The organism is Cytobacillus sp. GQ23 (assembly GCF_059758675.1).
The window spans coordinates 118,533-143,880 of the sequence record NZ_JCAXER010000009.1 but is presented as its reverse complement, the minus strand read 5'-3'; the positions used below and the strand labels follow the sequence as shown (position 1 = coordinate 143,880).

30 protein-coding genes are annotated in these 25,348 nt (G+C 41.9%); 5 read left to right on the top strand and 25 right to left on the bottom strand.

Annotation, left to right across the window (positions count from 1 at the left end; all coding sequences use genetic code 11):
• Positions 1–12 precede the first annotated feature (12 nt).
• The 4 genes from recN to dxs form a co-directional block, all read right to left on the bottom strand.
• Positions 13–1,695, bottom strand: coding sequence for a DNA repair protein RecN (recN, locus tag AC6CHU_RS09840; protein WP_159865239.1), 1,683 nt, complete (start codon positions 1,693–1,695; stop codon positions 13–15).
• An 84-nt stretch (positions 1,696–1,779) separates the two neighbouring features.
• Positions 1,780–2,229: a transcriptional regulator AhrC/ArgR gene (gene ahrC, locus AC6CHU_RS09835; protein WP_009332889.1), complete on the bottom strand. Its 450-nt coding sequence runs from the start codon at positions 2,227–2,229 to the stop codon at positions 1,780–1,782.
• A 172-nt stretch (positions 2,230–2,401) separates the two neighbouring features.
• Entirely contained in the window at positions 2,402–3,247 is an 846-nt protein-coding gene (locus AC6CHU_RS09830; RefSeq protein WP_159865236.1) for a TlyA family RNA methyltransferase, read from the bottom strand.
• A 3-nt stretch (positions 3,248–3,250) separates the two neighbouring features.
• Complete coding sequence (gene dxs, locus AC6CHU_RS09825; protein WP_159865233.1) at positions 3,251–5,146, bottom strand: 1-deoxy-D-xylulose-5-phosphate synthase; 1,896 nt, start codon at positions 5,144–5,146, stop codon at positions 3,251–3,253.
• Between the two features lie 152 nt (positions 5,147–5,298).
• On the opposite strand from dxs, the gene AC6CHU_RS09820 reads away from it, so the two are divergent.
• The gene (locus AC6CHU_RS09820; protein ID WP_159865230.1) at positions 5,299–5,436 is read left to right on the top strand and encodes a hypothetical protein; all 138 of its coding nucleotides are present in this window, start codon (positions 5,299–5,301) and stop codon (positions 5,434–5,436) included.
• Positions 5,437–5,512: 76 nt separating this feature from the next.
• Here the strand turns inward: AC6CHU_RS09820 and AC6CHU_RS09815 are convergent, their stop codons facing one another.
• From AC6CHU_RS09815 to spoIIIAA, 16 genes are all read right to left on the bottom strand, one after another.
• Complete coding sequence (locus tag AC6CHU_RS09815; protein ID WP_498121386.1) at positions 5,513–6,406, bottom strand: polyprenyl synthetase family protein; 894 nt, start codon at positions 6,404–6,406, stop codon at positions 5,513–5,515.
• 2 nt (positions 6,407–6,408) lie between these two features.
• Entirely contained in the window at positions 6,409–6,642 is a 234-nt protein-coding gene (gene xseB, locus AC6CHU_RS09810) for an exodeoxyribonuclease VII small subunit (RefSeq protein ID WP_048008230.1), read from the bottom strand.
• Between the two features lie 5 nt (positions 6,643–6,647).
• Positions 6,648–7,988: an exodeoxyribonuclease VII large subunit gene (gene xseA / locus AC6CHU_RS09805; protein WP_159865227.1), complete on the bottom strand. Its 1,341-nt coding sequence runs from the start codon at positions 7,986–7,988 to the stop codon at positions 6,648–6,650.
• Between the two features lie 302 nt (positions 7,989–8,290).
• Complete coding sequence (folD, locus tag AC6CHU_RS09800) at positions 8,291–9,148, bottom strand: bifunctional methylenetetrahydrofolate dehydrogenase/methenyltetrahydrofolate cyclohydrolase FolD (RefSeq protein ID WP_498121384.1); 858 nt, start codon at positions 9,146–9,148, stop codon at positions 8,291–8,293.
• Between the two features lie 78 nt (positions 9,149–9,226).
• A complete protein-coding gene (gene nusB / locus AC6CHU_RS09795) occupies positions 9,227–9,616 on the bottom strand; it encodes a transcription antitermination factor NusB (protein WP_159865221.1) in 390 nt (129 codons plus the stop codon).
• Positions 9,617–9,886: 270 nt separating this feature from the next.
• Positions 9,887–10,294, bottom strand: a complete 408-nt coding sequence (locus AC6CHU_RS09790) for an Asp23/Gls24 family envelope stress response protein (RefSeq protein WP_035330002.1) — start codon at positions 10,292–10,294, stop codon at positions 9,887–9,889.
• A gap of 20 nt (positions 10,295–10,314) precedes the next feature.
• Positions 10,315–11,667, bottom strand: a complete 1,353-nt coding sequence (gene accC, locus AC6CHU_RS09785; RefSeq protein ID WP_251283705.1) for an acetyl-CoA carboxylase biotin carboxylase subunit — start codon at positions 11,665–11,667, stop codon at positions 10,315–10,317.
• A 14-nt stretch (positions 11,668–11,681) separates the two neighbouring features.
• Entirely contained in the window at positions 11,682–12,188 is a 507-nt protein-coding gene (gene accB / locus AC6CHU_RS09780; protein ID WP_159865215.1) for an acetyl-CoA carboxylase biotin carboxyl carrier protein, read from the bottom strand.
• 371 nt (positions 12,189–12,559) lie between these two features.
• Complete coding sequence (locus tag AC6CHU_RS09775; RefSeq protein WP_159865212.1) at positions 12,560–13,099, bottom strand: SpoIIIAH-like family protein; 540 nt, start codon at positions 13,097–13,099, stop codon at positions 12,560–12,562.
• Between the two features lie 3 nt (positions 13,100–13,102).
• On the bottom strand, positions 13,103–13,771 hold the full coding sequence (spoIIIAG, locus tag AC6CHU_RS09770; RefSeq protein WP_159865209.1) for a stage III sporulation protein AG: 669 nt from the start codon (positions 13,769–13,771) through the stop codon (positions 13,103–13,105).
• Positions 13,764–14,396, bottom strand: a complete 633-nt coding sequence (gene spoIIIAF, locus AC6CHU_RS09765) for a stage III sporulation protein AF (RefSeq protein WP_159865206.1) — start codon at positions 14,394–14,396, stop codon at positions 13,764–13,766. The genes spoIIIAG and spoIIIAF overlap by 8 nt, the downstream gene beginning before the upstream one ends.
• A 12-nt stretch (positions 14,397–14,408) precedes the next feature.
• On the bottom strand, positions 14,409–15,608 hold the full coding sequence (gene spoIIIAE / locus AC6CHU_RS09760; RefSeq protein ID WP_251283704.1) for a stage III sporulation protein AE: 1,200 nt from the start codon (positions 15,606–15,608) through the stop codon (positions 14,409–14,411).
• Positions 15,609–15,694: 86 nt separating this feature from the next.
• Positions 15,695–16,084, bottom strand: a complete 390-nt coding sequence (gene spoIIIAD / locus AC6CHU_RS09755) for a stage III sporulation protein AD (protein WP_172581968.1) — start codon at positions 16,082–16,084, stop codon at positions 15,695–15,697.
• Positions 16,085–16,099: 15 nt separating this feature from the next.
• Entirely contained in the window at positions 16,100–16,306 is a 207-nt protein-coding gene (gene spoIIIAC, locus AC6CHU_RS09750) for a stage III sporulation protein AC (protein ID WP_009332905.1), read from the bottom strand.
• 51 nt (positions 16,307–16,357) lie between these two features.
• Positions 16,358–16,873, bottom strand: coding sequence for a stage III sporulation protein SpoIIIAB (spoIIIAB, locus tag AC6CHU_RS09745; RefSeq protein WP_159865200.1), 516 nt, complete (start codon positions 16,871–16,873; stop codon positions 16,358–16,360).
• On the bottom strand, positions 16,874–17,797 hold the full coding sequence (spoIIIAA, locus tag AC6CHU_RS09740) for a stage III sporulation protein AA (RefSeq protein ID WP_498121379.1): 924 nt from the start codon (positions 17,795–17,797) through the stop codon (positions 16,874–16,876).
• 191 nt (positions 17,798–17,988) lie between these two features.
• Between spoIIIAA and AC6CHU_RS09735 the strand changes: the two genes are divergently transcribed.
• From AC6CHU_RS09735 to AC6CHU_RS09725, 3 genes are all read left to right on the top strand, one after another.
• On the top strand, positions 17,989–19,371 hold the full coding sequence (locus tag AC6CHU_RS09735; RefSeq protein WP_498121377.1) for an alkaline phosphatase: 1,383 nt from the start codon (positions 17,989–17,991) through the stop codon (positions 19,369–19,371).
• 75 nt (positions 19,372–19,446) lie between these two features.
• Positions 19,447–20,133, top strand: coding sequence for an SIMPL domain-containing protein (locus AC6CHU_RS09730; protein WP_498121375.1), 687 nt, complete (start codon positions 19,447–19,449; stop codon positions 20,131–20,133).
• Between the two features lie 79 nt (positions 20,134–20,212).
• Complete coding sequence (locus AC6CHU_RS09725) at positions 20,213–20,380, top strand: hypothetical protein (RefSeq protein WP_251283700.1); 168 nt, start codon at positions 20,213–20,215, stop codon at positions 20,378–20,380.
• 31 nt (positions 20,381–20,411) lie between these two features.
• Here AC6CHU_RS09725 and efp read toward each other — a convergent pair whose 3' ends face one another.
• The 4 genes from efp to AC6CHU_RS09705 all read right to left on the bottom strand — a co-directional run bounded on the left by efp (position 20,412) and on the right by AC6CHU_RS09705 (position 23,554).
• Positions 20,412–20,969, bottom strand: a complete 558-nt coding sequence (gene efp, locus AC6CHU_RS09720) for an elongation factor P (RefSeq protein WP_159865188.1) — start codon at positions 20,967–20,969, stop codon at positions 20,412–20,414.
• A gap of 25 nt (positions 20,970–20,994) precedes the next feature.
• The gene (locus AC6CHU_RS09715) at positions 20,995–22,056 is read right to left on the bottom strand and encodes a M24 family metallopeptidase (protein ID WP_159865186.1); all 1,062 of its coding nucleotides are present in this window, start codon (positions 22,054–22,056) and stop codon (positions 20,995–20,997) included.
• 1 nt (position 22,057) lies between these two features.
• Positions 22,058–22,504 carry a type II 3-dehydroquinate dehydratase gene (gene aroQ, locus AC6CHU_RS09710; protein WP_159865183.1) on the bottom strand — a complete coding sequence of 149 codons (447 nt, stop codon included), beginning with the start codon at positions 22,502–22,504 and terminating at the stop codon, positions 22,058–22,060.
• 519 nt (positions 22,505–23,023) lie between these two features.
• Positions 23,024–23,554 (bottom strand): YqhR family membrane protein, encoded by a 531-nt coding sequence (locus AC6CHU_RS09705; protein ID WP_159865180.1) that lies wholly within the window; start codon positions 23,552–23,554, stop codon positions 23,024–23,026.
• A 428-nt stretch (positions 23,555–23,982) separates the two neighbouring features.
• Here AC6CHU_RS09705 and AC6CHU_RS09700 point away from each other — a divergent pair, with 428 nt between their 5' ends.
• On the top strand, positions 23,983–24,372 hold the full coding sequence (locus AC6CHU_RS09700) for an SA1362 family protein (RefSeq protein ID WP_311315906.1): 390 nt from the start codon (positions 23,983–23,985) through the stop codon (positions 24,370–24,372).
• 59 nt (positions 24,373–24,431) lie between these two features.
• Here the strand turns inward: AC6CHU_RS09700 and AC6CHU_RS09695 are convergent, their stop codons facing one another.
• Positions 24,432–25,316, bottom strand: a complete 885-nt coding sequence (locus AC6CHU_RS09695; protein ID WP_498121372.1) for a patatin-like phospholipase family protein — start codon at positions 25,314–25,316, stop codon at positions 24,432–24,434.
• Positions 25,317–25,348: the final 32 nt, after the last annotated feature.

Here is a 25,348-nt window from a genome sequence, read left to right as displayed (position 1 = left end):
ATTGGTTCAGCATTATTTTAGCTGTTTTGCCATATGCAGCAGCTCTTTTGCATGCTCTTTTGTCAAATCAGTAATTTCCACTCCAGAAATCATACGGCTGATTTCTTTTATCTTCTCTTCCTCATTCAGCGGCTTCACTGTTGTTTTAGTCCGTCCTTCATTCGTGTTTTTGGCAATAAATAAATGAGTATCTGCAATCGCTGCAACCTGTGGCAGATGAGAGATGCACAGCACCTGTGAATCCACGGAAACATGGTGAATCTTCTCCGCGATGGCTTGTGCCACCCTTCCGCTAACCCCTGTGTCCACTTCATCAAAGATAATACTTGTAACCCCCTGATGTTTCGAAAAAATACTCTTTAGTGCAAGCATAATTCGGGATAATTCTCCTCCCGATGCTATTTTAGACAGAGGCTTAAGCGGTTCTCCCGGATTGGTGGAAATATAGAATTCTGCTCTGTCAATTCCATTTTTCAAAAGGACTTCAGGATCAGAAAAGAACCTTACCTCAAAAACTGTTTTTTCCATGTATAATTCCTTAAGCTCTTTATGAATTAACTTCGTAAGCTTTAGTGCAGATTTTCTCCGCAGTTTGCTTAGTTCTTCCCCTTCAACCATCAGGTCTTTTTTCAGGGCAGCAACTTCTTTTTGAAGCTTATCAATATGGGTCTCTTTATTTTGCAGCGTTTCAATTTCTTCTTCTATTTTTGCTGCGTATTCCAGCACTTCATCGACTGTTTTTCCATATTTTCTTTTTAGTCCATTAATTTCATTCAGTCTGGTTTCAATTTCATTAAGCCTATGGGGATCATATTCCATAAAGTCCATTTCATTGCGGAGGGAACTGGCTGCATCTTCAAGCAAATAAAAGCTGTTTGCCACATTTTCCGCTATTTCTTTATATGAGGGGTCCAATTCAGCGGCATCATTCATATATCCCATAACCATTCCAATCCAATCGAGCCCTTTTTGCTCTCCTTGCAGAGCATTATAGCCCGACTGAACCGAATCAAAAATACGTTCATAGTTGGACAGCTTTCTCTTTTCTTCAATCAAGTCCTCATCTTCATTCAATTTCAGCTGTGCAGACTGAATTTCATCAAGCTGAAACTGAATTAAATCAAGCCGGTGCGCCATTTGCTGTTCATTCTCACTTAGATTCTTAAGCTTTTTCAATGTGCTTTCATATAACCTATAAATTCCCTGGTATTCCGAAAGGGAAGCAGCAATTTTCGGTCCTCCAAACTGATCGAGGAGTGGAAGGTGCAAGGTTTCATTCATTAATTCCTGATGTTCATGCTGGCCATGTATATCAATAAGCGAACTGCCGATTTCCCTTAAGGCAGAAATGGTTACTAATTTCCCATTCACTCTGCAGACGCTTTTTCCTGACTTTGATATATCCCTGCGAAGAACAATCATTCCCTCTTCAATCTCTATCCCGAATTCAGCAGATCGTTTATAGCAAGGGTGCTTTGGATCATCAAGGATAAAAAGCCCCTCTAGTTCAGCCTTATCTTCACCATGCCGGACAAATTCTGCAGATCCTCTGCCTCCGGCCAGCAAGTGAATGGCATCGATGATTATGGATTTCCCCGCCCCTGTTTCACCAGTTAAAACAGTTAAGCCCTTTTCAAATGAGACAGAAAGGGCTTCGATAATAGCAAAATTTCGTATGGTTATTTCATTTAACAAACTTATCACCTCATTAGAAAAGCAGAAGCGCCTTGCTTACTGCGACACCTCGATCGGGGCAGGCGCTCTGAGCTTGAAAAATATCTACAGCATTTCAAGAAAGCGGTTTGAAATGGCTTCTGTGTCTTCAGGGGTTTTGCATATGATCAGGCATGTGTCATCCCCGCAGATTGTCCCCAGAATTTCTTCCCAGTCAAGATTATCTATCAGTGCGCCAATAGCCATGGCATTGCCCGGAAGAGTTTTCATTACAAGGAGATGTCCTGCAGTATCCACTCTGACAAAGGCATCCATTAAATTTCTTTTAAGCTTTTGCAGTGGATTGAAACGCTGATCGGCAGGAAGACTGTATTTATATCTGCCGTCCATTAGAGGAACTTTTACAAGGTGAAGCTCTTTAATATCTCTTGAAACGGTCGCCTGGGTAACATTAAACCCCGCGTTTTTCAATTCATCCACCAGGTCATCCTGTGTTTCTATATCGTTATTAGTAATAATTTCGCGTATCTTAATATGTCTTTGCCCTTTATTCATTTTTTCACCTCTATAATCAGCCGCTTGACAGCAGGCAGAAAAAATTAATTTATAGTGTTTTGTACTTTAATGTTAGCTGATTTTCTCAATAAAGTACAATTTTCCCGTATATTATATATTATAATTCGTCCTATCACGACAAATTCCTTTAAAAAAAGGAACAGGCATCAGCCTATTCCTCTATATTAACCTGCTTCGTTTTCAATTCGGCATGGGCTTCTTTTACAACCTCACCTGTCTGGGCTTTAAGGAGGTTTTCTCCTTCTTCTTTGGTGCCAGACCAATACAGGTGGAGGAGAAATTCTATGTTGCCGTCACCGCCGGTGATGGGGGAATAGGAAACGTCCTTGACATCATAGCCAAGACCCAAAGCAAATTCGATAGTTTTATCAAGAACAGCTTCATGGATTTTAGGATCTCTGACAATCCCTTTCTTCCCAACCTGGTCCCGTCCGGCTTCAAATTGCGGTTTCACTAAGGCAATTGTATCACTTCCAGGAACAAGCAGGGTTTTTAATACCGGCAATATAAGCTTTAATGAGATGAACGAAACATCAATCGAAGCAAAATCAGGCATACCGGCTGTAAGGTCTGCCGGAGTTACATACCGGAAATTAGTCCTTTCCATGACAACAACCCGTTCATCCTGCCTTAATTTCCATGCAAGCTGATTATATCCTACATCCAAAGCATAGGACATTTTGGCGCCATTTTGCAGAGCACAATCTGTGAAGCCGCCCGTTGAGGATCCAATATCAAGGAGGATCTTGCCTTCAATTTCTAATTCAAAAACCTTAAGAGCTTTCTCAAGCTTTAAGCCCCCCCGGCTGACATAGGGCATGACCTTCCCTTTGATTGTCAGCGGAATATCGGCACTAACCTTCTCACCCGGCTTATCCAGCCTGCTTTCATTGCTGAACACCAAACCGGCCATAACGGCCCTTTTTGCTTTTTCTCTCGTTTCAGCAAGACCTCTTTCAACTAATAAAACATCTAATCGTTCTTTCTTTATTTTCATATTTTAAGCCCTTTTTTGTTTTTTTCTTGCCAGTATTCCCATTCTTTCCACAACATCGTCAACAGTCATCCCGATTTCTTCCAATAGTTCATTTACACTGCCATGCTCAATAAATTTATCAGGTATTCCCATACGGTCTATTTCTGTATGATGGAAGCCATGGTCATGTGCATATTCAAGAACAGCACTTCCAAAGCCCCCCTGCAGCACAGCTTCTTCTATCGTAAGAATAGGCAGATTTGCTGCAAACAATTCATGCAGCATCTTCTCATCAAATGGCTTAATAAACCTTGCATTAATGACTTTAATGGAGTGTCCTTGTTTTTCCAGGAGTTGAGCTGCTTTCAATGCCATTGGAATGGTTGTCCCAAAAGTTAATATTGCTCCATCACTGCCTTCACGCAGAACTTCCCATGTACCAATTGGAATAGTCTTAAGCTCTGTGTCCATAGGCACCCCGATGCCATTTCCGCGCGGGAAGCGCATAGCGATTGGGCCATCGTTATATACAATAGCTGTTTTCACCATATGCTGGCCTTCATTTTCATCTTTTGGCATCATCAGAACCATATTCGGCAGATGCCGCAGAAATGCGATATCAAATACACCCTGGTGCGTTTCCCCATCTGCACCAACAAGCCCCGCCCGGTCGATTCCAATAAATACATTCAGGTTTTGGCGTGCAATATCGTGTACCACCTGATCATAAGCACGCTGCAGGAAAGTAGAATAAATCGCAAGGAACGGCTTCATGTTTTGAGTTGCCAGCCCGGCAGCTACTGTTGCTGCATGCTGTTCAGCTATTCCAACATCATACATCCGTTCCGGAAATTCACTTGCAAAGCCTTCAAGCTTCGAACCAACAGGCATCGCTGGTGTGATTGCAACAATTCTTTCATCTTTTCTGGCAAGTTCCCTGACGGTTTCTGACACAAGTTTGCTCCATGCAGGCGGTGGTGCAGCTGCAGGCTTCACAAAGTCCCCTGTTTCCATTTTATAAGGGCCAGTACCGTGCCAAGTGCCAATCCTGTCATTCTCTGCAGGGTGAAAGCCTTTCCCTTTTTTCGTTATAACATGGAGAAGCACCGGGCCTTCAGTTTTCTTTGCATAAGCAAGGTTCTCAAATAAAGCTTCATAGTTATGGCCATCGACAGGCCCTAAATAGGTAAAGCCCAATTCCTCAAAGAACATGCCTGACACGAACAGATACTTTAGGCTATCTTTCAGTCTTTCAGCAGTTGAGGCCAATTTGCCGCCCACTGCCGGAACCTTTTTTAATAAATATTCAAGTTCATCTTTTACCCAATTATATTTGCCTGCCGTCCGTAGCCTTCCCAGGACATTGTGCAGTGCACCTACATTAGGGGCAATTGACATTTCATTATCATTCAGTATGACAATCATATCTTTTTTTTCATGTCCGATATGATTTAAGGCTTCTAAAGCCATTCCGCCTGTTAAGGCACCATCCCCAATAACAGGAATGACATAATTGTTCTCTTTTTTCAGGTCTCTTGCAATGGCCATTCCCATTGCGGCAGATAAAGAAGTAGAGCTATGGCCGGTTTCCCATACATCATGCTCGCTTTCGATCATTTTGGGAAAGCCGCAAAGACCTTTATATTGCCTAAGAGTATCAAATTGACACGCCCGGCCTGTAAGAATTTTATGGACGTATGACTGATGTCCGACATCCCAGATAATTTTATCCTTCGGACTGTCAAAACATTTATGCAATGCAACAGTCAGCTCAACAACTCCAAGATTAGGGCCAATATGTCCCCCTGTGCCTGATAGCTTTTCGACCAGGAAATTGCGGATATCCTGGCTGAGACTTTCCAATTCTTTATTCGAGAGCCCTTTTAAAAAGGAAGGGTCTTTAATTGATAACAGATCCATACTGCGGACCACTCACTTTCGTTTCTTATTCATCCGTTTTCACATATATTTTGGCAATTATGTTTATAGCAGAGTAATGCTTGTTTATTCCAGCGTCCAGCCTGTCCAAAAGATAATAACTTAAGATTACCTTATTACAGGAGATTTTCCAAATGCTTTTCATTTTAAACAGCCACTCACTCAAGCTGGCTTTGCCGGGGAATACTCCCGGCAGCAATTCCTATCATACCAAAATATATACATTGATGACCATCATTTTATTAAACAGCAAATACCGCTGGTACAATTAGTACAGCGGCAAGACCGTCGTTTCTTAATTCATTTTTGTATCCTGATCAAAGCAATAATGAGTATGTATAATAGAAATTAGTGGTCCCTGTTTGCAATTAGATCTGTTATTTCTTCCAGCAGTTCTGTTTGGAGGCCAGTTTCCTTCAGCTTCTCTTTTGCAGATCTGATATGGTATTCGAGAGCCTCTTTCGCGCCATTCATTGTCAGAAGTGCCGGATAGGTGCTTTTATTTTTTGATTCATCACTGCCAACAGGCTTCCCGATTATCTCTTCTGTCCCCTCTAGGTCGAGAATATCGTCTCTGATTTGAAAAGCCAGCCCCAGATGAAAAGCAAAATGGGAAAGAGCCTGAATCGTTTCCTCATTGGCATTTGCCAAAATAGCACCTGAAACCACACTGCATTCAAGCAATTTACCGGTCTTATGCACATGAATATACTCAAGGTCCTCTATGGCCAGCTGTTTGCCTTCTCCCTTAATGTCTGCAGCCTGCCCGCCAACCATCCCTTCAGCACCGGCAGCTCTTGACAGCACCCTAATCAGAGACAGCTTCATTTCGGCTGAAGCGAATTCGTCTGGTGTTTCCGCAATTGTCTGGAAGCTGTATGTGAGCAAGGCATCGCCTGCCAGAATGGCAAATGCCTCCCCATATACTTTATGGTTAGTAGGCTTACCTCTTCTTAAATCATCATTATCCATGCTTGGCAAGTCATCGTGAATAAGCGAATAGGTATGGATCATTTCAATCGCCGCCGCACTCCACACCCCTTTTAACGTATCTTCGCCAAAAGCAGCCAATGTAGCAAATAAGAGCATCGGCCTGATCCGTTTCCCTCCGGCTTCGAGTGAATATAGCATCGATTCCTTGATTTCAGCTGGAGCCTTTAATTTATGTACATATTCTTTTAGATGCATTTCAAGTTTTTTCTTATGAAATTCAGAGAAAGAACTTAATGATTGCTGCTGCAAAATTATTCCTCCTCCGGAATGGCGAAGTTTGTCTTTCGGCCATCTTCCGTCAGTATTTCCGTAAGCTGTGATTCTACATTTTTAAGCTTATCATGGCATAGCTTTGAAAGTTCCATGCCTTTTTTATAAATATTAATAGCCTCTTCAAGAGGAACATCTCCCTCTTCAAGCTTTTCTACAATAACTTCAAGTTCTTCCATTGCTTGTTCAAATGAAAGCTGCTTTTCATCCGCCATGCCATTCACTCCTCAATATCCGTTACCCTGCATTCAATTGTTCCATCAGGGACCTTCAATTTTAACATATCATCTACTTTAACCTGAGACACAGTCTTTATCAGGGCTTCATTTTGTGTATAAGCAAGGCTGTAGCCTCTGTCCATAATTTTCAGAGGACTTAGTGCCTCAAGGGTTGAAATGACCCTTGCAAAATCCTTTTCTTTTACAGCCAGGGTGTTTGCCATTGTTTTGTTTAATAATTTATGGAGCCGTTCATGTTTTTCTTTTGCCTGATCCTTCAGCTGGCCGGGATGATTCCGTACCAGCCTTTTTTGCAGGATATCAGCCTGTTCCTGTTTTAAATCATGCAGCCTTTTTGCCCCCCGCAATAGCTGTTCGGTGATTTTATCAAGCTGTTCCAGTTTTTGTTCATACAATTTTTGCGGATACCGGAAAGCATAGGATTTCTGTACCCTTAAAAGCCTTTCATTTTGCAGGGCAATTTGTTCCTTCATTGATCTAATCAGCCTTGATTGCCTGTTAAAAAGCCTTTCGGTCAGGTCATCAATATGCGGGACTGCCAATTCAGCAGCTCCCGTTGGGGTAGGAGCCCTTAAATCTGCTACAAAATCCGCGATTGTAAAATCTGTTTCATGGCCGACAGCTGAAATTATAGGTATTACCGACTTAAATATGGCTTTTGCCACAGATTCCTCATTAAAGGCCCAAAGCTCTTCAATGGAGCCTCCTCCCCGGCCGATAATTAAAACATCGGCTTCACTGGATGAATTGGCTACTTCTATCGCTTTCACAATGGATGGAGCTGCATGGATACCCTGGACCAGCGCAGGGCAGATCAGTATGTTCGCGATGGGAAAGCGCCTTTTAAGCGTCGTAAGTATATCTCTGATTGCAGCTCCAGTGGGGGATGTGATAACAGCAACTGTACGTGGATAACGCGGGATACTTTTTTTATGCGCAGGCGAAAAATATCCTTCTTTCTCCAATTTCTCTTTCAGCTGCTCATATGCCAAATAAAGCTCACCTATCCCGTCCGGCTGCATTTCTTGTACATACATCTGATATTGGCCGCTGGATTCATAAACTGAAATCGCTCCGCGAACTAATACTTTCATGCCATTCTCTGGCCTGAATTTCATGGATCTCGCATTTCCTGCAAACATCACGGCTAATATTCTGGCTTTTTCATCCTTTAAAGTGAAATACATATGACCGCTTGAGTGCTGTTTAAAGTTAGAGATTTCTCCCTTAACTAAAATATTTTGCAAATGAGGGTCAGCGTCAAATTTTCTTTTTATGTATTTAGTTAGTGCATGAACTGTCAGATACTGCTGTTCCTTCATAACAATCTCCTTTATGCAGAAGCTGCATTGGCCGTGCATCTCCTGCAGAGCAATAACACAGGGCAAGCGCAGACGCCTTGTCCACTCCCGACACCTTAGGAGCAGGCGCTCCTTCTAAATAGCCGGCTCTTTTATCGTGAGATGACAAAAGGTGTCGAAGCTTCCATGTGGAGCTGAACAGTTAAAGCGTTGAAACTTCTTGCCTATCAAAAAAAACTGTCCATCCATTAGCCCGCATAACAGGCTTCCTAAATACAGGATAATGGAAATGGACAGATTTTGCATCTATGGCGGCCATGAATTTAGTTTTTGCTTATCGAATACTCTGCTGCCTTTAACGTATTATGCATTAACATGGTAATGGTCATCGGTCCCACTCCGCCTGGAACAGGAGTAATATATCCTGCTTTATGCTTCACATTTTCGAAATCAACATCACCGCAAAGCTTTCCTTCCTCATTTCGATTCATGCCCACATCAATCACGATTGCGCCATTTTTAACATGGTCCTCCGTAATTAAATTGGCTTTGCCTGCTGCTGCCACCAGTATATCTGCCCGCCTGGTATATTCCTTAAGATTAGCTGTTTTCGAATGACAATAGGTAACAGTTGCATCTTTATTAAGAAACAGCTGCCCGGCAGGCTTCCCAACAATGTTGCTTCTGCCTATTATCACTACATGCTTTCCGGAAATGTCTGCTCCGATGCTTTCGAGCATTTCAATGATCCCTGCAGGAGTACATGGGATATAGGCATCCTGAGATGTCATCATCCTGCCAATATTAATGGGATGGAATCCATCCACATCCTTCTCAGGTGATATAGTCTCAATGATGGCTTTTTCATTAATATGTTTTGGCAGCGGCAGCTGGACCAGGATGCCATGGATTTCATCATTCTTGTTTAATTCAGTGATTTTACTGATAAGCTCTTGTTCACTGACACTTTCGGGAAGGTCAATAAGCATAGAATTCATGCCAAGCTTATTGCAGGTTTTCTGCTTGTTATTCACATACGTTCTTGATGCCTGATTATCCCCCGCTAAAATAACTGCCAAGCCTGGCGTGACTCCTTCTGCCTTTAGCTTTTGCACTTTAGCACCAATACGATCCTGTTTCTTTCTTGCAATTTCTTTTCCATCTATTAATTCTGCAGCCATTTGTAATCCCCCTGTCAGAAAGTCGAAAGCGCTTTTGATAAGGACTGGGTGCTTGCTGGCATCCATAGTGTATGTTTATTAAAGCTTTTCCTTTACCTTTGATAAAACACCATTAATAAACTTGCTGGATTGATCGTCGCCGTATAATTTGGCAATTTCAATTGCTTCATCGAGCACCACATTTGCCGGCACTTCCTCTTTTAAATACCGAAGCTCAAAAACAGACAAGCGCAGAAGGTTGCGATCTACTGTGGCAAGCCTCTCCAGCGTCCATTTTTCAAGAAACCCTTTAATTTCGCTATCAATTGTTTCTTTATGCTCAAGCACACCTGATACAAGTGTGCTGAGATACTCATCACTTTTTTCTCCCTCTAAAACGTGTTCGATGGCTGTCTCCGGTTCTGTCCCGCTTACATCAATTTGAAATAACGCCTGCAATGCTTTTTCTCTGGCTGTTCTTCTCTTCATCTTTATAAAACTCCTTTATAGCTAGCATTAGTAATTTTCATTTTTGAGCATTTGCACGTCCAAAAATTGCATAAGAAGATAATAGCATAAGTAAGGAATCTTCGCACTACAACAAGAGCATAATGTTTGGCGAAGAAAATTATCAAGAAAACTTATAATATTAATTTCCCCTTTACAAACTCCTTTATAACGGATTAGAGAATGAATGATGAAGAGTGAACCATAAGAAAAGCCAAAGACGAGTCTGATGTCTTTGGCTTGTTGTGTATGTTACATTTCCTGTTCGTATTCAACTTCATGCTTTTGGTTCTCAAACATAATTCCTACTACGTGAATGTTTACTTCCTGAGCGTCCAATGCTGTCATATTAAGGAGGGCCTGTCGGATGTTGTCCTGGATTTTTTGCGCAACGCTTGGAATGGACACGCCGAATTTCATCAGGCAATATACATCGACTTTGATGCCTTCTTCTGTTAATTCAACTTTAACACCTTTGCCATGGTTCTTTTTACCAAGCCTTTCGACTACTCCTGTAGCGAAGTTTCCGCGCATTTGCGCAACCCCTTCTACTTCCGAAGCAGCAATGCCGGCAATAACTTCAATAACTTCCGGTGCAATTTCCACCTTGCCAAGACCTGAATTTTCAGGGCTCATTTCAAGAATATTATTTTCGTTCATTTTGGCACCTCCACAAGTCTTTAAGAATTCATTACATCATGCAATTCAAGAAATTTAGTATTAAACTGCCCTTCCACAAAATTTTCATGGCTTAAAAGCTTGAGGTGGAACGGGATGGTTGTATGAACCCCTTCCACTACAAATTCGCTTAATGCCCTTTTCATTCTGGAAATAGCTTCTTCTCTAGTATTTCCATAAGTGATCACTTTTGCAATCATTGAATCGTAATATGGAGGAATCATATAGCCCGGGTAGGCAGCGGAGTCCACTCTGACACCAAGCCCGCCAGGAGGCAGATACATATTGATCCTTCCTGCTGATGGCATAAAGTTCTTCTCCGGGTTTTCCGCATTAATTCTGCATTCGATTGACCAGCCGTTAAATGTCACATCACTTTGTGTGAAATTAAGCTTTTCTCCAGAAGCAACCTTAATTTGCTCCTTGATTAAATCAACTCCTGTTACCATTTCTGTAACTGGATGCTCCACCTGAATACGCGTGTTCATTTCCATGAAATAGAATTTTCGATTTTGATAATCGTAGATAAACTCTATCGTTCCGGCGCCTGTATAATCAACCGCTTTCGCAGCTTTTACAGCTGCATTTCCCATCTCTTCACGTGTTTCACCGTCAAGAGCAGGTGAAGGCGTTTCCTCGAGCAGCTTTTGCAGCCGCCTTTGAATAGAACAATCTCTTTCCCCAAGATGAACAGTATTCCCGTAATTGTCTGCAAGAACCTGAATCTCCACATGACGGAAGTCTTCAATGTATTTTTCGATATAAACGCCAGGATTCCCGAATGCTGTCATTGCTTCCTGCTGTGTGATCGTAATTCCTTTAATAAGCTCCTGCTCATTGCGCGCTACACGGATTCCTTTCCCGCCTCCGCCAGCAGTCGCTTTAATAATGACCGGATATTCAATCTTTTCTGCAAGCTGAATAGCATCTTCCGCATCCTTAATAATTCCATTAGAGCCCGGAACGATCGGAACTCCCGCTTCCTTCATCGTTTCTCTTGCAATATCCTTTGTGCCCATTTTATTGATGGCTTCAGGAGTCGGACCGACAAAAATAATATTACATTCTCTGCACAGCTCGGCAAAGTCCGCATTCTCTGCAAGAAACCCATAACCAGGATGGATGGCGTCACAGCCAGTAAGCTTCGCGACACTTATTATATTAGTAAAATTTAAATAGCTGTCCTTAGATGCTGTTGGACCAATGCAATATGCCTCATCCGCCAGCTGAACATGGAGCGCTTCCCTGTCTGCTTCTGAAAAGACAGCAACAGATTCAATCCCCATTTCGCGGGCTGCCCTGATAATGCGGACAGCTATTTCTCCTCTGTTGGCAATCAAGAGTTTTTTAATCATTCTGTAACCGCTCCTTATTCAGGCTTAACTAAAAATAGTGGCTGGCCATATTCTACTAATTGACCGTCCTTTACAAGCACTTCTACAATTTCACCATTAACTTCCGCTTCAATTTCATTAAATAATTTCATTGCTTCTACAATGCAGACAATGGAATCCTTCGTAACTTTTGAACCGGCTTTTACATATGCTTCAGCGTCAGGTGATGATGATTGGTAAAAGGTCCCTACCATTGGGGATACAATCTTATGTAAATTTTCTGCAGCTTCAGCCTTTGGTGCTGGAGCTTCTGCTGGAGCTTCTGTTTTTGGCTCTTCCACATTCACAGCAGCTGGCTGGACCGGCTGAGGAGCAGGTGCTAACACTTGGGCAGCTGCAGGCTGGACTTGCTGAACGACTGCTGCTTCATTGCCTTTTTTCTTCATCTTAATTTTAGAACCTTCATGCTCATATACAAATTCATCAATATTTGACTGATCTACCAATTTAATCAGTTCACGGATTTCTTGTACTTTTAACATTTTGGCACCCCTTGTTTTCTCATTGCATGATAATCCCTCTATTCCGGATGGATAAAACTGCCAAGGCAGAAACGTACGGATGGGAGGTTATGCATGGTTTGAATTATGACTAGATACTAATATCATACGATAAGACCTTATAAAACTTCAACATTCTATTATGTACTGGATAACAATTTCTCTATCCGCCATATGTTCCATTCTAATATTTTTCTAAATGTTTGTGAAATGTTTCATGGGATTTAACGAAATTTCATCCAAAATCACTTCTTATCCAGGACTATTGTACCATTAGTTTATGTAATAGTTACCAAACTTAAAAACAATATTAAATGGGAGCCCGCAGAATTTTGCAGGCTCCCTCTATTTTTTTATTTTTCAACCTGGAACTCTACAGCCACAGCCTCAAGCTTTCCAATTTCATTCCTTACTTCCTGGATGATATTGTTTGCAGCAGCTGGAGAATGATCTTTGGCCTTAACAGTAATTTGAACCTTCTTGCCATCCGCACGGACTAGCACATCTTCATAATCCATCGCTCTGATTAATGTTTCAAGCATCGCCTCCTTTTGGGCGATTTCATTTAATTCATCAATTTGATCTTTTGCCTTCATTCTTTCTTCAGCAGGCAGGTCAGTTTGACCAAGGACCTCCTGTAGTCCTTCCTTCATGCGGCTGCGCTCGTCATCAAGCTGAAGACGTAGATTTTCGAACATTTCATCACTGGCAGTGTTTGTAATGATCGCTTTGCCATCTTCACTCTCAACGGCCTCCATTTCACCCGCTGCCTTTTCTTCCATTCCAGCAAGGTCACTGCCTTTTTGTTCCGGTGATGTTACATAATACACCGATAATACAACCACCAAACTCAGCATTGTTAATAGCCAGACCGTTTGTTTCTTTAAAAGCATCTATTATTCCCCCTTAGTTTTTTTAGGCATTACGGATACTCTATGGCTTGGAACATCCAATGCTCTGGTTACTGCCTCAATAATCCATTTTTTCACTTGTATATTTTCAGCCCCTTTTGCCACAACCAGTACTCCCCTTATTTCAGGTTTCTTGGTTTCTATGACAATGGGAACCTCTTTTTCTCCATTTCGGACAATCACAAGCTGTTCCTCTTCTGACTGGTCCTCAACCTTCCTTTTGCCGCCTTCCCGATCGGTTTCATCGGTTTTCTGAGTCTGGGTTGTTTTGTTTTTCTCAAGAACTTTCTTTTCTGTGGCATCGACATTCACCACAACCGTGGCATCTTCAACCCCTACGATAGCATCGAGCGCTTCTTTTATTTGAGCTTCATATGCTTTTTCATAATTGGAAATGGTGTCATTTCCCCCAGATTTCTGCTGGCCGAATGCCGGCACCTCTTCCTCCTGCTTCACTTCTTCCCCATCCTTAAAAACGGGCAAGTCCCCGGTGGAACTGTCTTCTTGAAACAGCGTATTGCTGATCAGCATGATGGCTGCCCCAAATAGGAGAACAAGCAGTAAATAATGGAATTTTCCAGGTTTCTTATCAGACTGTCCATCTTTGGAAATCATTTTTTTTATCCATGTGAAAGGACCTTTTTCATTATCCATCCCTCTCCATATTCCCCCCTTCTACCAGAACTTCGATTGAGTTTGCGTCTACATTCCATTTTTGTGCGAGAAGAGAAGCAATTCTTCCTGCATCTTCATGTTCGGGCCCGCTGGATGGAAGAGGTTTCCCGGCATTGATTTCCACTGTTTTAACCACTTCTACAGCTTCAGCTTCTGCATCTTCTGCTTTGAGTTGGATCATGACCTTTTGCAGGTTATCCGGGAAGGCTTGATCACTGCTTTCATCTACTAAAATATCAATGTTAGCAATTTCCAGACCGTACTGTTCCATCAACTCCTCTTCTGCGTCCTGTTTCATGTGGACAGCCATTTGTTCTAAAATATATGCATCACTTGAGGCTTGTATTTCTTTTTTCTTCATTTCTATTAAATTTTCCATATTTTTTTCTCCTGCCCCCTCAAAAACCGGGACTGAAACTAGTGCTTCTTCAAAATCACTTGAAACAATTTTTAAAATCGGTGTAAGAATAATCGCTATCAGCAGCAGCCCTGTCACCATTTTAGTGTACTTCTGAAGCTTGGAGCTGGGGAGGAGCATATCAATGACAGTGGCAAGCAGAACAAATAATATGATGTTGGTTACCCATTCTTTTATGAAATCCACTTCATTCCCTCCCTACCGGACCATCATGGTCAGATTGCCGGCTGCTATAATAACTGTAATGCTAAGGAAAAACATCAGGGAGACAATGGCCAGAGCTGCAAAAACATAGATGATGCTTTTGCTGATTATATCCAGGCAGGCTATGATTGGCCCTCCTCCCAGCGGCTGCAAAATGGCTGCCGCAAATTTATATATAAACGCAATCATTAATATTTTGATTGCAGGAAATGCTGCAATAATAAGGAGAATGGCTACTCCAGCTATCCCCACCGTATTTTTCAATAGCACCGATGCGCTAATTACCGTATCTGTCGCATCTGTAAACATCCTGCCGATGACAGGAATAAAATTCCCTGTAATAAACTTTGCTGTACGGATCGTAATTCCATCAGTAACTGCGGCAGATGCTCCCTGAACTGATATAACTCCCAGAAAGACCGTCAGGAACATCCCAAGAAGCCCAATGCTCCAATTCCGGAGCAGATTGGCAAGCTGTGTCACCTTGTAATGTTCCGACAATGTGCTGACAATGCTTAACAGGGCTGATAAAAATAGAAGCGGAAGAATTACATACTGGATAAATAATCCGCTGACATTCATCAAAAATAGGATCACCGGGTGGAAAAACGCTGCAGACACCACACCTCCCGAAGAAGCAATCAATGCAAGCAGCAGCGGTATGAGAGCCATTATGAATGACACCATAGTTGAAATGGTTTCCTCTGTATAAGTGATCGCCACATGGAAGCTGTTAAGTGCAATAATAATTAACACCATAAAGACGATTGAATAGGCTGCTTTACTGACAGTACTTTTTTCAAATGAATTCTGCAGAGACTGCAGGAACATGCTGAATACCGTCAGCAATATCAGGGTCCCCAGCAATTTTCCATTGACTATAAACTCATGGAACACAAACTTAACCGCGCCTCCAGCCCAATCTTTTAGTGAAAATTCCTTATCTCCTTTAATGAATTCATAGAGACTCCCCTTTTGACTTTCGGGCAAAAATCCTCCATACTCTGTTGTAATTTCTTCCCAAAATCCTTTTATTTCATTAAGATCTAACTTCTCAACCTGAGTTTCAATTAAATCCTGCGGGGATATTGTCTCTTCTGCTTCGCCGGTCTTTGGTGAGGCTTGTACAATTGGTGCCAGGAAAAAGAATATAAATAAGCTGAACCCTAAAATCATCTGCATCCTTTGCTTCATTTTTTTCACCTCTTTTAAAAGACCCTGTCTAATGCCAGCAATATGTGCCTGTCCAGTCCGGCAGCCTGTTATTAGAAGGCTGCCGTCTAGCTTGGAATCATACGGATAATGGTTTCGATTAATACCGTAAGGATCGGAATGGCCATGGCAAGAATAAGAATCTTCCCGCCCATTTCGATTTTTGCTGCAATAGCTCCCTGCCCTGCATCCTTCGTAATTTGGGCAGCAAACTCAGCAATATAGGCTATTCCAATTATCTTTAAAATGGTTTCAACATAGACGATGTTCACCTTTGCATTGACGGCAATCTTTTCAATCATATGGATAATGGCATAAATTTGGTCGACCAAAAAAAGAAAGATGGCACAGCCGACAAATACAATCAGCAAAAAAGCAAAATTCGGCTTTTGCTCCTTAACTATCAGTGCCAGGAAAGTGGCTACAAGCGAAAATCCGACTATTTGGAGAATTTCAATGGCTGAGCCCCCCTTTTATCCCTGAAACAAAAAGACTGATTTAATTTTTTGGAAAAGGTTATCTACAATGGAAGCAACCATGAATAAGATATAAATGAATCCGAAAAGCGTTACCCATTGGGCGTATTCTTTTTTGCCCACCTGATCTAGAATGGTATGCAAAAAGGCTACAACAATTCCCACACCTGCAATCTTAAAAATGATATCTACCTCTAAGCCCATCTTTTCTCCCCCTAAGCTCTGATCAGCGTCCGGCAATAAAGCCGGCATTTCCTACATTAGTAATATGATTAAGAGCAATCCGGATAAGAACCCCAGACTTTTGACCATTCTCTCGTATTTTGCTTGTCTGTCTTGCGCATCAGCTTCTTCACGTTCCAGATGGGAAAGGGTCAGCATAATCTGCTTTTGCTGTGAAAGGCGGTCATGTCTTCCAAGTGTTTCGCCAAATTGCTTCATGATCTCAAATTCCCCTTGTTTAAAAGCGGTCATGCTCCATATTTCCTCCAAACTTTCTTCCCATGCATCCTTTACTGTCGTCTCTGATTCGGTAAGTTTTTTTGCAAAGGATTCAAAGATACAGGATAAAGGCTTGGAAAGCTGGGCCGAAAGCCGTCTGGCTGCTTCATGAAGGGGTGTGTGGCCATACATAATTTCAGCTTCTAAGGATTGCAGTGCCGATTTCAGCTGACGAAGCTGGCGCGGCCGTTCGGTCAGATGCCTTGAGGCCTCAAAGCCTGCCCATGTTGTTGCAATAATAATCAAAGCAGCTCCTATAAGCTTCATCATTTACATCACGCCCGCTTGATGCTGATATCCCGCACCGTCTGAGTTTCGAATGCTGACAATGCTGCCAGGTCCATCTTTTCTGCTCAATTCAATAAATCGCTGAAAAATACCCATTTCAAGTAACGCCTGTAAAGTAGGGCGCCTCTTAATTTCCTCCAGGGAATTTCCATGTGTAGTCATAATCAGCTTTATTCCGGCATTTACTGCCTCCATTATGGCTTCAGCATCTTCAAGCCTGCCAATTTCATCGACTACCAGAACCTCAGGGCTCATGGAACGAATCATCATCATCATTCCCTCAGCTTTGGGACAGGCATCAAGGACATCAATTCTGTTTCCAAAAGTCATCTGCGGGATTCCATTGACACATCCTGCTATTTCGGAGCGTTCATCCACAATCCCAACCTTACTTGCAGGGAGGTCACTGCTTGGATCACCAGATGAAATGATTCTTGCAATATCACGAAGCAATGTAGTCTTGCCAGTCTGCGGCGGTCCAATGATCATGGTATGCATCCAGCCATTTCTGTAAATCCTCGGAATCAGCTTTTGGGCAATGCCAACTTTCTCTCTGGCAATTCTAATGTTAAAAGAGGAAATATCCCGGATCGCCTTAACCTTGCCTTGCTCAAGAATGACCTTTCCGGCAAGCCCAACCCGATGGCCGCCCTCAATTGTGATATAACCTCTTTTAAGCTCTTCCTCGAGTGTGTAAATTGAGAAATGGCTTATTTTATTTAGTAAATGCACGGCATCCTCTGATTCAACTATATAAGGGAGAAAATGGGGTACTCCCCTCGCTGTTAATTCAATAGGCCTCGAAATTCGAACCCTGATTTCCTCCAGATCCTTTAAGATGTTCGGAGGGATTCTCTGTAATTGTTCGGCAATTTTTTTCGGCAAAAAGGCTATAATCGTATCCACGTCTGCTCCTCCTTTTTCACAATCTGATTTCGGACTAGCTTCTCATTATTTAAAATGTATGCCTGCAGCAAAACAATATGACTTAGATTTGCAAGCTTCACATTTATTTAGTACAAGCTATTGCCTGATTAAAAAGATGTCTTTCTTCAAAAAATATTCAAAACGAATATAATGAAAGGCTGGTGCCCGTTATGAAAACAAAATGCATATACATTATGGTTATCTTTCAGCTGATTGTTCTTGGTTTCTTTACTGCAGAAGGAAGGGCTCATCAGAAAAATACAAAAGGACCGCAAAATGTCATTCTGTTGATTGGCGATGGAATGGGAATGGGCCAGATAGAAATTGCAAGAAAGCTGGAGTACGGGAAGGACGGGAGGCTGTTCATGGAATCTCTCCCGCACACCGCATTAGTGCATACCGAATCTGCCAATAATCTTGTGACAGATTCAGCTGCCGGCGGTACGGCTCTTGCAACTGGAAGAAAAACGAATAATGGAATGATCGGAGTTACGCCTGATGGGAAGGAAGCAGACAGTATTCTGGATTTATTCAAGAAAAACGGTAAAAAAGCAGGGATAATATCCACCAATACAATTACAGATGCAACACCTGCAGCCTTTACAGCAAGTGTTTCAAACAGATGGTCGGGACAGGAGGAAATTGCACGCCAGCAGCTTGAATCCGGGGTAGACGTGCTGCTTGGAGGCGGCAGAGCATACTTCAAACCGGAAAAGCAAAGCGGGAGGGATTTATTGAAAGAGGCAAAGCAAAAGGGATATGCTTATGCAGTGAATCGGGAAGAATTGCTGTCTGCGAAAGGCTCAAAGCTGCTTGGCTTGTTTAACGAGGGATATATGAACTTTAAATCGGACCGGCAAATACTGGAGAGCAAAGAACCCAGCTTAAAAGAAATGACTGAAAAAGCAATCGATATCCTCTCAAAAGGAGAACAGGGATTTTTCCTCATGGCCGAGGGAGCAAGAATTGATCATGCTTCACACGCTGGTGATATTACAGGCATCTGGAAAGAAACGATTGAGTTTGATGAAGCTGTCAAATTTGCCGTCGAATGGGCACAAAAGGACAAAGAAACTTTGGTGCTGATTGTCGCAGATCATGAAACCATGGGGATATCTGCATCAGAACCGCTGGATATACACCATTTAAAGGAAGTTAAGGCATCTCCGCAATATATGGCCAGTCAATTGGCAAAAGATGATAATAGGGGCATTTATCGGTCAGAAAGTGTGAAGAATGTTTTAAAAAAGTATGCAAATATTGACTTAACTGAGATGGAAATAGAATCATTTAATCGGAAGCTTCAGAACACAGACAGCCAGGTTTATCCTCAATCCTTAGCAGCATGGGAAATAGGGAGCCTGATTGCTGAGAAATATCATGGGGGTATTTTAACGGGTACAGTAAGAGCTCTTAGCTCTACCGGCGGCCACACAGGCAATATGATTCCTTTATTTGCTTATGGCAATGGGAGCGAAGCTTTTACAGGAGTGCTGGAGAATACGGATATCCCGAAAAAGATTGCCGGACTGATGGATTACAGCTGGCATTAATGTAAATACGCATTTTTTCTCTTTCTCCCGCGTAATTCTAGAAAGATACATTAATGAAAGCGGGGAATGAAAGTTATGTATTATTATCAGCCATTTGTCCGCAATACTGTACAGAGTGGGAGCCATTTCAGATCCAAGCCAAATACATTAAGGGTTTCAGGTGAGGGAAAGTTAGCTGCACAGCCAGATCTGGCTAATATAAAGCTGGGAGTTATAACAGAAGATCAGGAGCTTCAAAAAGCACAGGGGCAGAATACTGCTGCCATTTCAAATATCCAAAAATCTCTTAATGCCATAGGAATAACAGATAAGCAAGTTCAAACGTCAGATTTCACTATTTTTCCACAGTATGATTTTGTGGATGGCAAGCAAATATTCCGCGGTTACAGAGTTGAGCATATACTCGGCATTACTGTTGCTGAATTAGATAATGCAGGACTTGTTGTGGATACAGGAGTGGAAAACGGTGCAAACACGGTTAGAGAAATTACTTTCGAAACTGAAACTCAGCAGGATTTGTACCAGCAGGCTTTAAACGCGGCTGTAATGGATGCTTACAAAAAGGCTAAAACAATCGCTGCTGCACTAAATGTACAATTGATCAGCACCCCAGTATCCGTGACAGAAGGAACTTTAGGGATGGAGCAGCCTGTATCTATACAATCCTCCGCTTTTGTCAAAAGTGCCGTCAGCACACCGATCCAGCCTGGCACCATAGAAATTGAAAGTCGCATCACGGCTGAGTTCATATATTACAGCTAGGAAGCTTCTGCTTATAATCATGGAAAAGAAGCTAATACTAATAAGGTGTCGAGGAATTCTATAGAAATGAGGTTATGAGATGAATGAAAATCTGGATGAATTTTTAAAGAATCAGAAAAAAGGCGACAGGGCTTATCTGGGAGGAACCCGTGATAACAGAACTGCTCCTGCATCTGACCCTGACTATAATAATCGCAATGACACTGACATATCCCCCGGCGCTGAGGGCAGGAAATATAAAGGATAAAAAAATCCCGATTGCTCGGGATTTTTTCCATTTATGCACGTGAAACGTATGAACCATCAGTTGTATTGATGATCAATTTATCCCCTTCATTAACAAAGAAAGGAACTTGTACAGTCAGGCCTGTTTCAACTGTTGCAGGCTTTGTTCCGCCGGATGCAGTATCCCCTTTAATGCCTGGTTCTGTTTCTGTTACTGTAAGTTCAACAGAGTTAGGAAGCTCGATTCCAAGAGACTCTCCCTGATAAAGCATAATAGCGACTTCCATGTTTTCTTTTAAGAATTTTAATTCATACTCAATTGCTGATGCAGGCAGCTCGATCTGCTCATAAGATTCATTATCCATGAAAACATGCTGATCTCCATTTGCATATAGGTATTGCATTTTACGGTTATCGATTTGTGCCTTCGCTACTTTTTCTCCTGCACGGAAGGTTTTTTCCTGAATGGCACCAGTGCGAAGATTCCGCAGTTTGGATCGTACAAAAGCCGCTCCTTTTCCCGGTTTTACGTGCTGGAAATCCATTACACGCCATATGCCGTTATCAACTTCAATTGTCAAACCCGTACGAAAATCGTTTACTGAAATCATGAGTGTGTCCTCCTAATGTGTACATTTAAAGAATAATTAATTCTTTAGTAGAATGAGTAAGTGTTTCATTATGATCGTTTGTTATGACTGTATCATCCTCAATTCGGACACCGCCAATTCCCGGTATGTATATGCCCGGCTCCACTGTTACGATCATTCCGGGCTCAAGGATAACATCAGACTTAAAGGATAATGCAGGACCTTCATGGACTTCAAGGCCGATGCCGTGTCCCGTAGAATGGCCAAAATATTCGCCATAGCCTTTGCCTGCAATATAATCACGAGTTAAGGCATCTGCCTCTTTGCCGCTCATTCCAGGTTTGATGCCTTCCATCCCCCGCTCTTGAGCTTCCTGCACAATTCCATAGATTTCTTTCAGCTTATCTTCTGGTTCTCCAACAGCAATTGTGCGGGTAATATCAGAAACATACCCTTTATAATAAGCACCGAAGTCAAGAGTGACAAAATCGCCTTTTTCAATTACCTTATCACTGGCGACTCCATGCGGAAGAGCAGAACGGTACCCGGATGCTACGATAATGTCAAACGATGATGAATCTGCACCCGCTTTTCTCATAAAGAATTCTAATTCATTCGAAACTTCCAGTTCAGTAATACCTGGCCGAATGACATCAAGAATATGTTTAAACGCAGCATCTGCAATGTCTGCCGCCACCTTTATTATCTTAATCTCTGAATCGTCCTTTATCAAGCGTAACTTTTCAATAGTGTCAGAAACAGGGATCAGCTCAGCGTTAACAGCTTTATCATAGGCTTTATAGGAAGCAAAAGTAACATGATTCTCTTCAAAACCAAGCCTTTTGATTCCGAGCTGTTTTGCCTGTTTGGCGACTTCTTCCGGAATTGCACCAGTATGCTTCACAATTTCATATCCTTCACATTGTTTAGCAGCCTGTTCCGTGTAGCGGAAATCGGTTATGAAGAGTGCTTTATCCGCACTGATGAGCACGACGCCCGATGAACCGGTAAACCCTGTCATATAACGGCGATTGTAGGTGCTGGTAATCAGCATGCCATCTATCCCAGACTCTGTAAAACGCGCTCGCAATTTTTGTATTTTCTCCATTTTATTCTCTCCCCTTGTCAAAATCCATTAAGGCATAAAACGCCAGTTCATACCCTTTAAAGCCGAGGCCGACTATTTGTCCCATTGAAGCGGGGGCAATGACAGAAATATGCCTGAATTCTTCTCTGGCATGAACATTTGAAATATGTACTTCGATCACAGGAATCTGAATTCCTGCAACAGCATCCCTTATTGCATAACTATAATGGGTAAATGCTCCGGGATTGAAAATTATACCCTGTGTGCCATCTTCATTGGCAAGGTGAAGCTTATCAATAAGTTCACCTTCGTGATTTGACTGAAAACAGATCACTTCTGTTTCATATGAAGCACCCAACGCCTTCATTTTTTGCTCGAGATGATCAAGTGTTTCTTTTCCATAAACACCTGGTTCCCTTTTGCCGAGCAGGTTTAAATTCGGCCCATTTAACAGGAGTATTTTCCCCATATTCAACCACCTTTTTAACAATTGCTTACAGGCTTTCCCTTCTCTTTAATATCCTGCTGACAGCACTGAAAAAGAATGCCCACTTAAGAACATTCTATCATAAAGCAAACTTTCATACAGTTCTGACGTATAGCACTTTTCGCTTTATTTTTCATTATTCCCTCCATTGACATTAGCCTTCAGCTCATACTGATTTAATCTTCATTTACGAATGATAACTCTTGTTTAGGCTCTTTTTTAAAGACTCTTTCGTATAAATTGTTTTTCACTCATCAATGTTGTCCGTTGATTGCAGCGAGGGGATGCACCCTTTCCGCAGCGCGGGCGCTGAGCCTCCTCGTTGCTTCGAGTCTGCGGGATCTCACCTGTCCCGCTGCTCCCGCTGGACATTGAATAGGCTGCCTTGGGTTCACACCGCACGAAGAAAATGCGCATGTACTTTCGAGGACACCTTACGCTGCAATCAACTCAGTAAATATAATTCAAATAGCAACAAACTTTGCGAAAACATCCAATCCATTAAATTATTTCTGGATCAGTGCGGGCCTTTTTTTCATCTTCAGTTTTGCCTTTGAGTTCATGAGCTTCATATGAAATGGAATACCCAACAAATACACCAAATAAAATATAGAAACAAATTGAGGTAATTATTGTATTTCGCTCAAGCTCCCAAAACGGGCTGATGCCCGGGAAGATAGGGTTGAGTATAAAAAATACCAGTAAAAAAAGGGCAATTCCATAGCCTGCTCCGACCAAAATACTTTGAAATCTCCGCAGCGCTGCATAATAAATCAGGGCAGCTATAATAGATATTCCGCCTATCAGGAAGATCGAGATCATTGTCCCCAGCCATCCCTCTTTCCATGCTCCAATCGTCCAGGGCTCGAGAATGACATTTGGGCGAATTTCCGTGAAATTAAACACATAAGCAAGATAGGCCAGTCCGCTCCAAAGAATGCCTCCAACCAATCCGGTAATGACCACCATTGCCATAAAAGACATTGGTTTTTCCCTTTGATTCTGTTCCAAGCGCTCTTTTTCTTCTGCCACTTTGCGCCACCTCCTTTTCCTATTATGTCCACACACAATTATTCCATTGCATCAATTTCAATTAAAAGCATCCTGAATAATTTCCGCTGCAAAAACCATATATATTTTTATATATTTTCCTTTAATATAGAGGTTTTATGGGATTTTAAGTCGAATAAAATAATTAAGGATGAAGCTCTATAATTTTTGCTTATTTCCGGTTATGCGAGTTCCGGGACTGGGGTGCAGAGCATAAATTTAAGTATAAGCAATATTCCCGATAATATGGAAAACCTTACTAAGCCTCATGAAAAGTTAATGTTCCTCTGTTTAAATTGTAAAGAAATAGGAAAATAAAAAAATAAAGACTACTTTCATTAATTATTTCGATAAACTTTAGCTTATAGAGTTTAAAAGCTTATAAAATTGCTCATCATGCTTTTAGGGAGGTGGCTTTCTTGAAAAAACCATTTACATTTTATATTGTCTCCGGTCTCATAATTCTAGCTGTTATCGGAGTTGCCGTCAGCCTGATCTCAAATCCTGCCGGTTTTTTGCAGAGAATAGCTGTCATTGTTATCATTGGAGCTGCAGTATACTTTCTTTTTCAGCGCTTTAACAGATATAATCCCTCAAAGCGAGAGCAGCGAGCTTTTATAAAGGCAGCCAAAAAATCAAAAAGACGTTTTAATAATAATAAAGAATCTGGCACTGCCAATGGAAGAAAGGGATCTGTCGGATCGATTACTTCCATTAAAAAGTCCAGAAAAAAATCCTCTCCACATTTGACAGTCATAGAAGGCAAAAAAGGCAAAAAGAAAAATCGAGCCTCCCTATAATCAGGGCTCGATTTTTTATGTTGATAATATTTTTGACTTATAGCTCCTGGCTTTTATTATTAGTAGCTCCATGATGTAAAAAACTGCTCCGCACATTGTCTGCCATGCTCCAGGAGGTCTTTTTTCTTCTTCTCGGTAATATTAAATTCCACAGTCAATACACCATCCGTTGGAATGAAAATAATGTTTTGTGCATGCTTTCTCGAGATGTATCTTGCATCATGCGCGTCCTTCATCGTTTCAAAAAGCGCCGCGTACATTTGTATGGCGTTGTCGATTTTGTTAGGAGGCCGTTCACTTAGCTCATGGCTTAACTTTATCCCGAGCACAGGCCTCGTCTTTTTCACACTTTCCTTATCAAAAAGCCACATCGGAAAATTGCTTAAAACTCCGCCATCCACAATGACACTTGTACTGCTGTATCCCTTCAGTTTAACCGGCTCAAAAAAATACGGGAGACTGCAGCTCATTCTGATTGCTTTGGCTACCGGAAATGAAGCTGGATCAATGCCATAATTCACAAGGTCATCAGGCAGTACAACCAGTCTTCCATTGGTCAGGTCAGATGCTATGACTCTAAGGGAATCAGGCGGCAGATCTGAAAATGTTTTAATCCCCCTGTCGGCTAATTTCTGAGCCATCCAGCTTTCCAGCTCAGCTCCTTTATATAACCCCAGATGCCAATACAAGTTAAGCCATTTACCCACTGCAAAGGGGATAAACGTCTTTCTTTCATCAAGAAGCTTTCGGATTTCAAATTCATCGACGAGCTGATATATTTCCTCACTGGTGTAATTGGCAGCTATTAATGCAGCCACAATGGATCCTGCACTTGTACCAGCAACCCGTTTGAAGCGAAATCCCTTTTTATGAACCACATCATATGCGCCGATTAAGGCAAATCCTTTGATGCCTCCCCCTGAAAAAACCCCATCTATATACATGAAAGCCACTCCTGTCGATGTACTTGCTCATA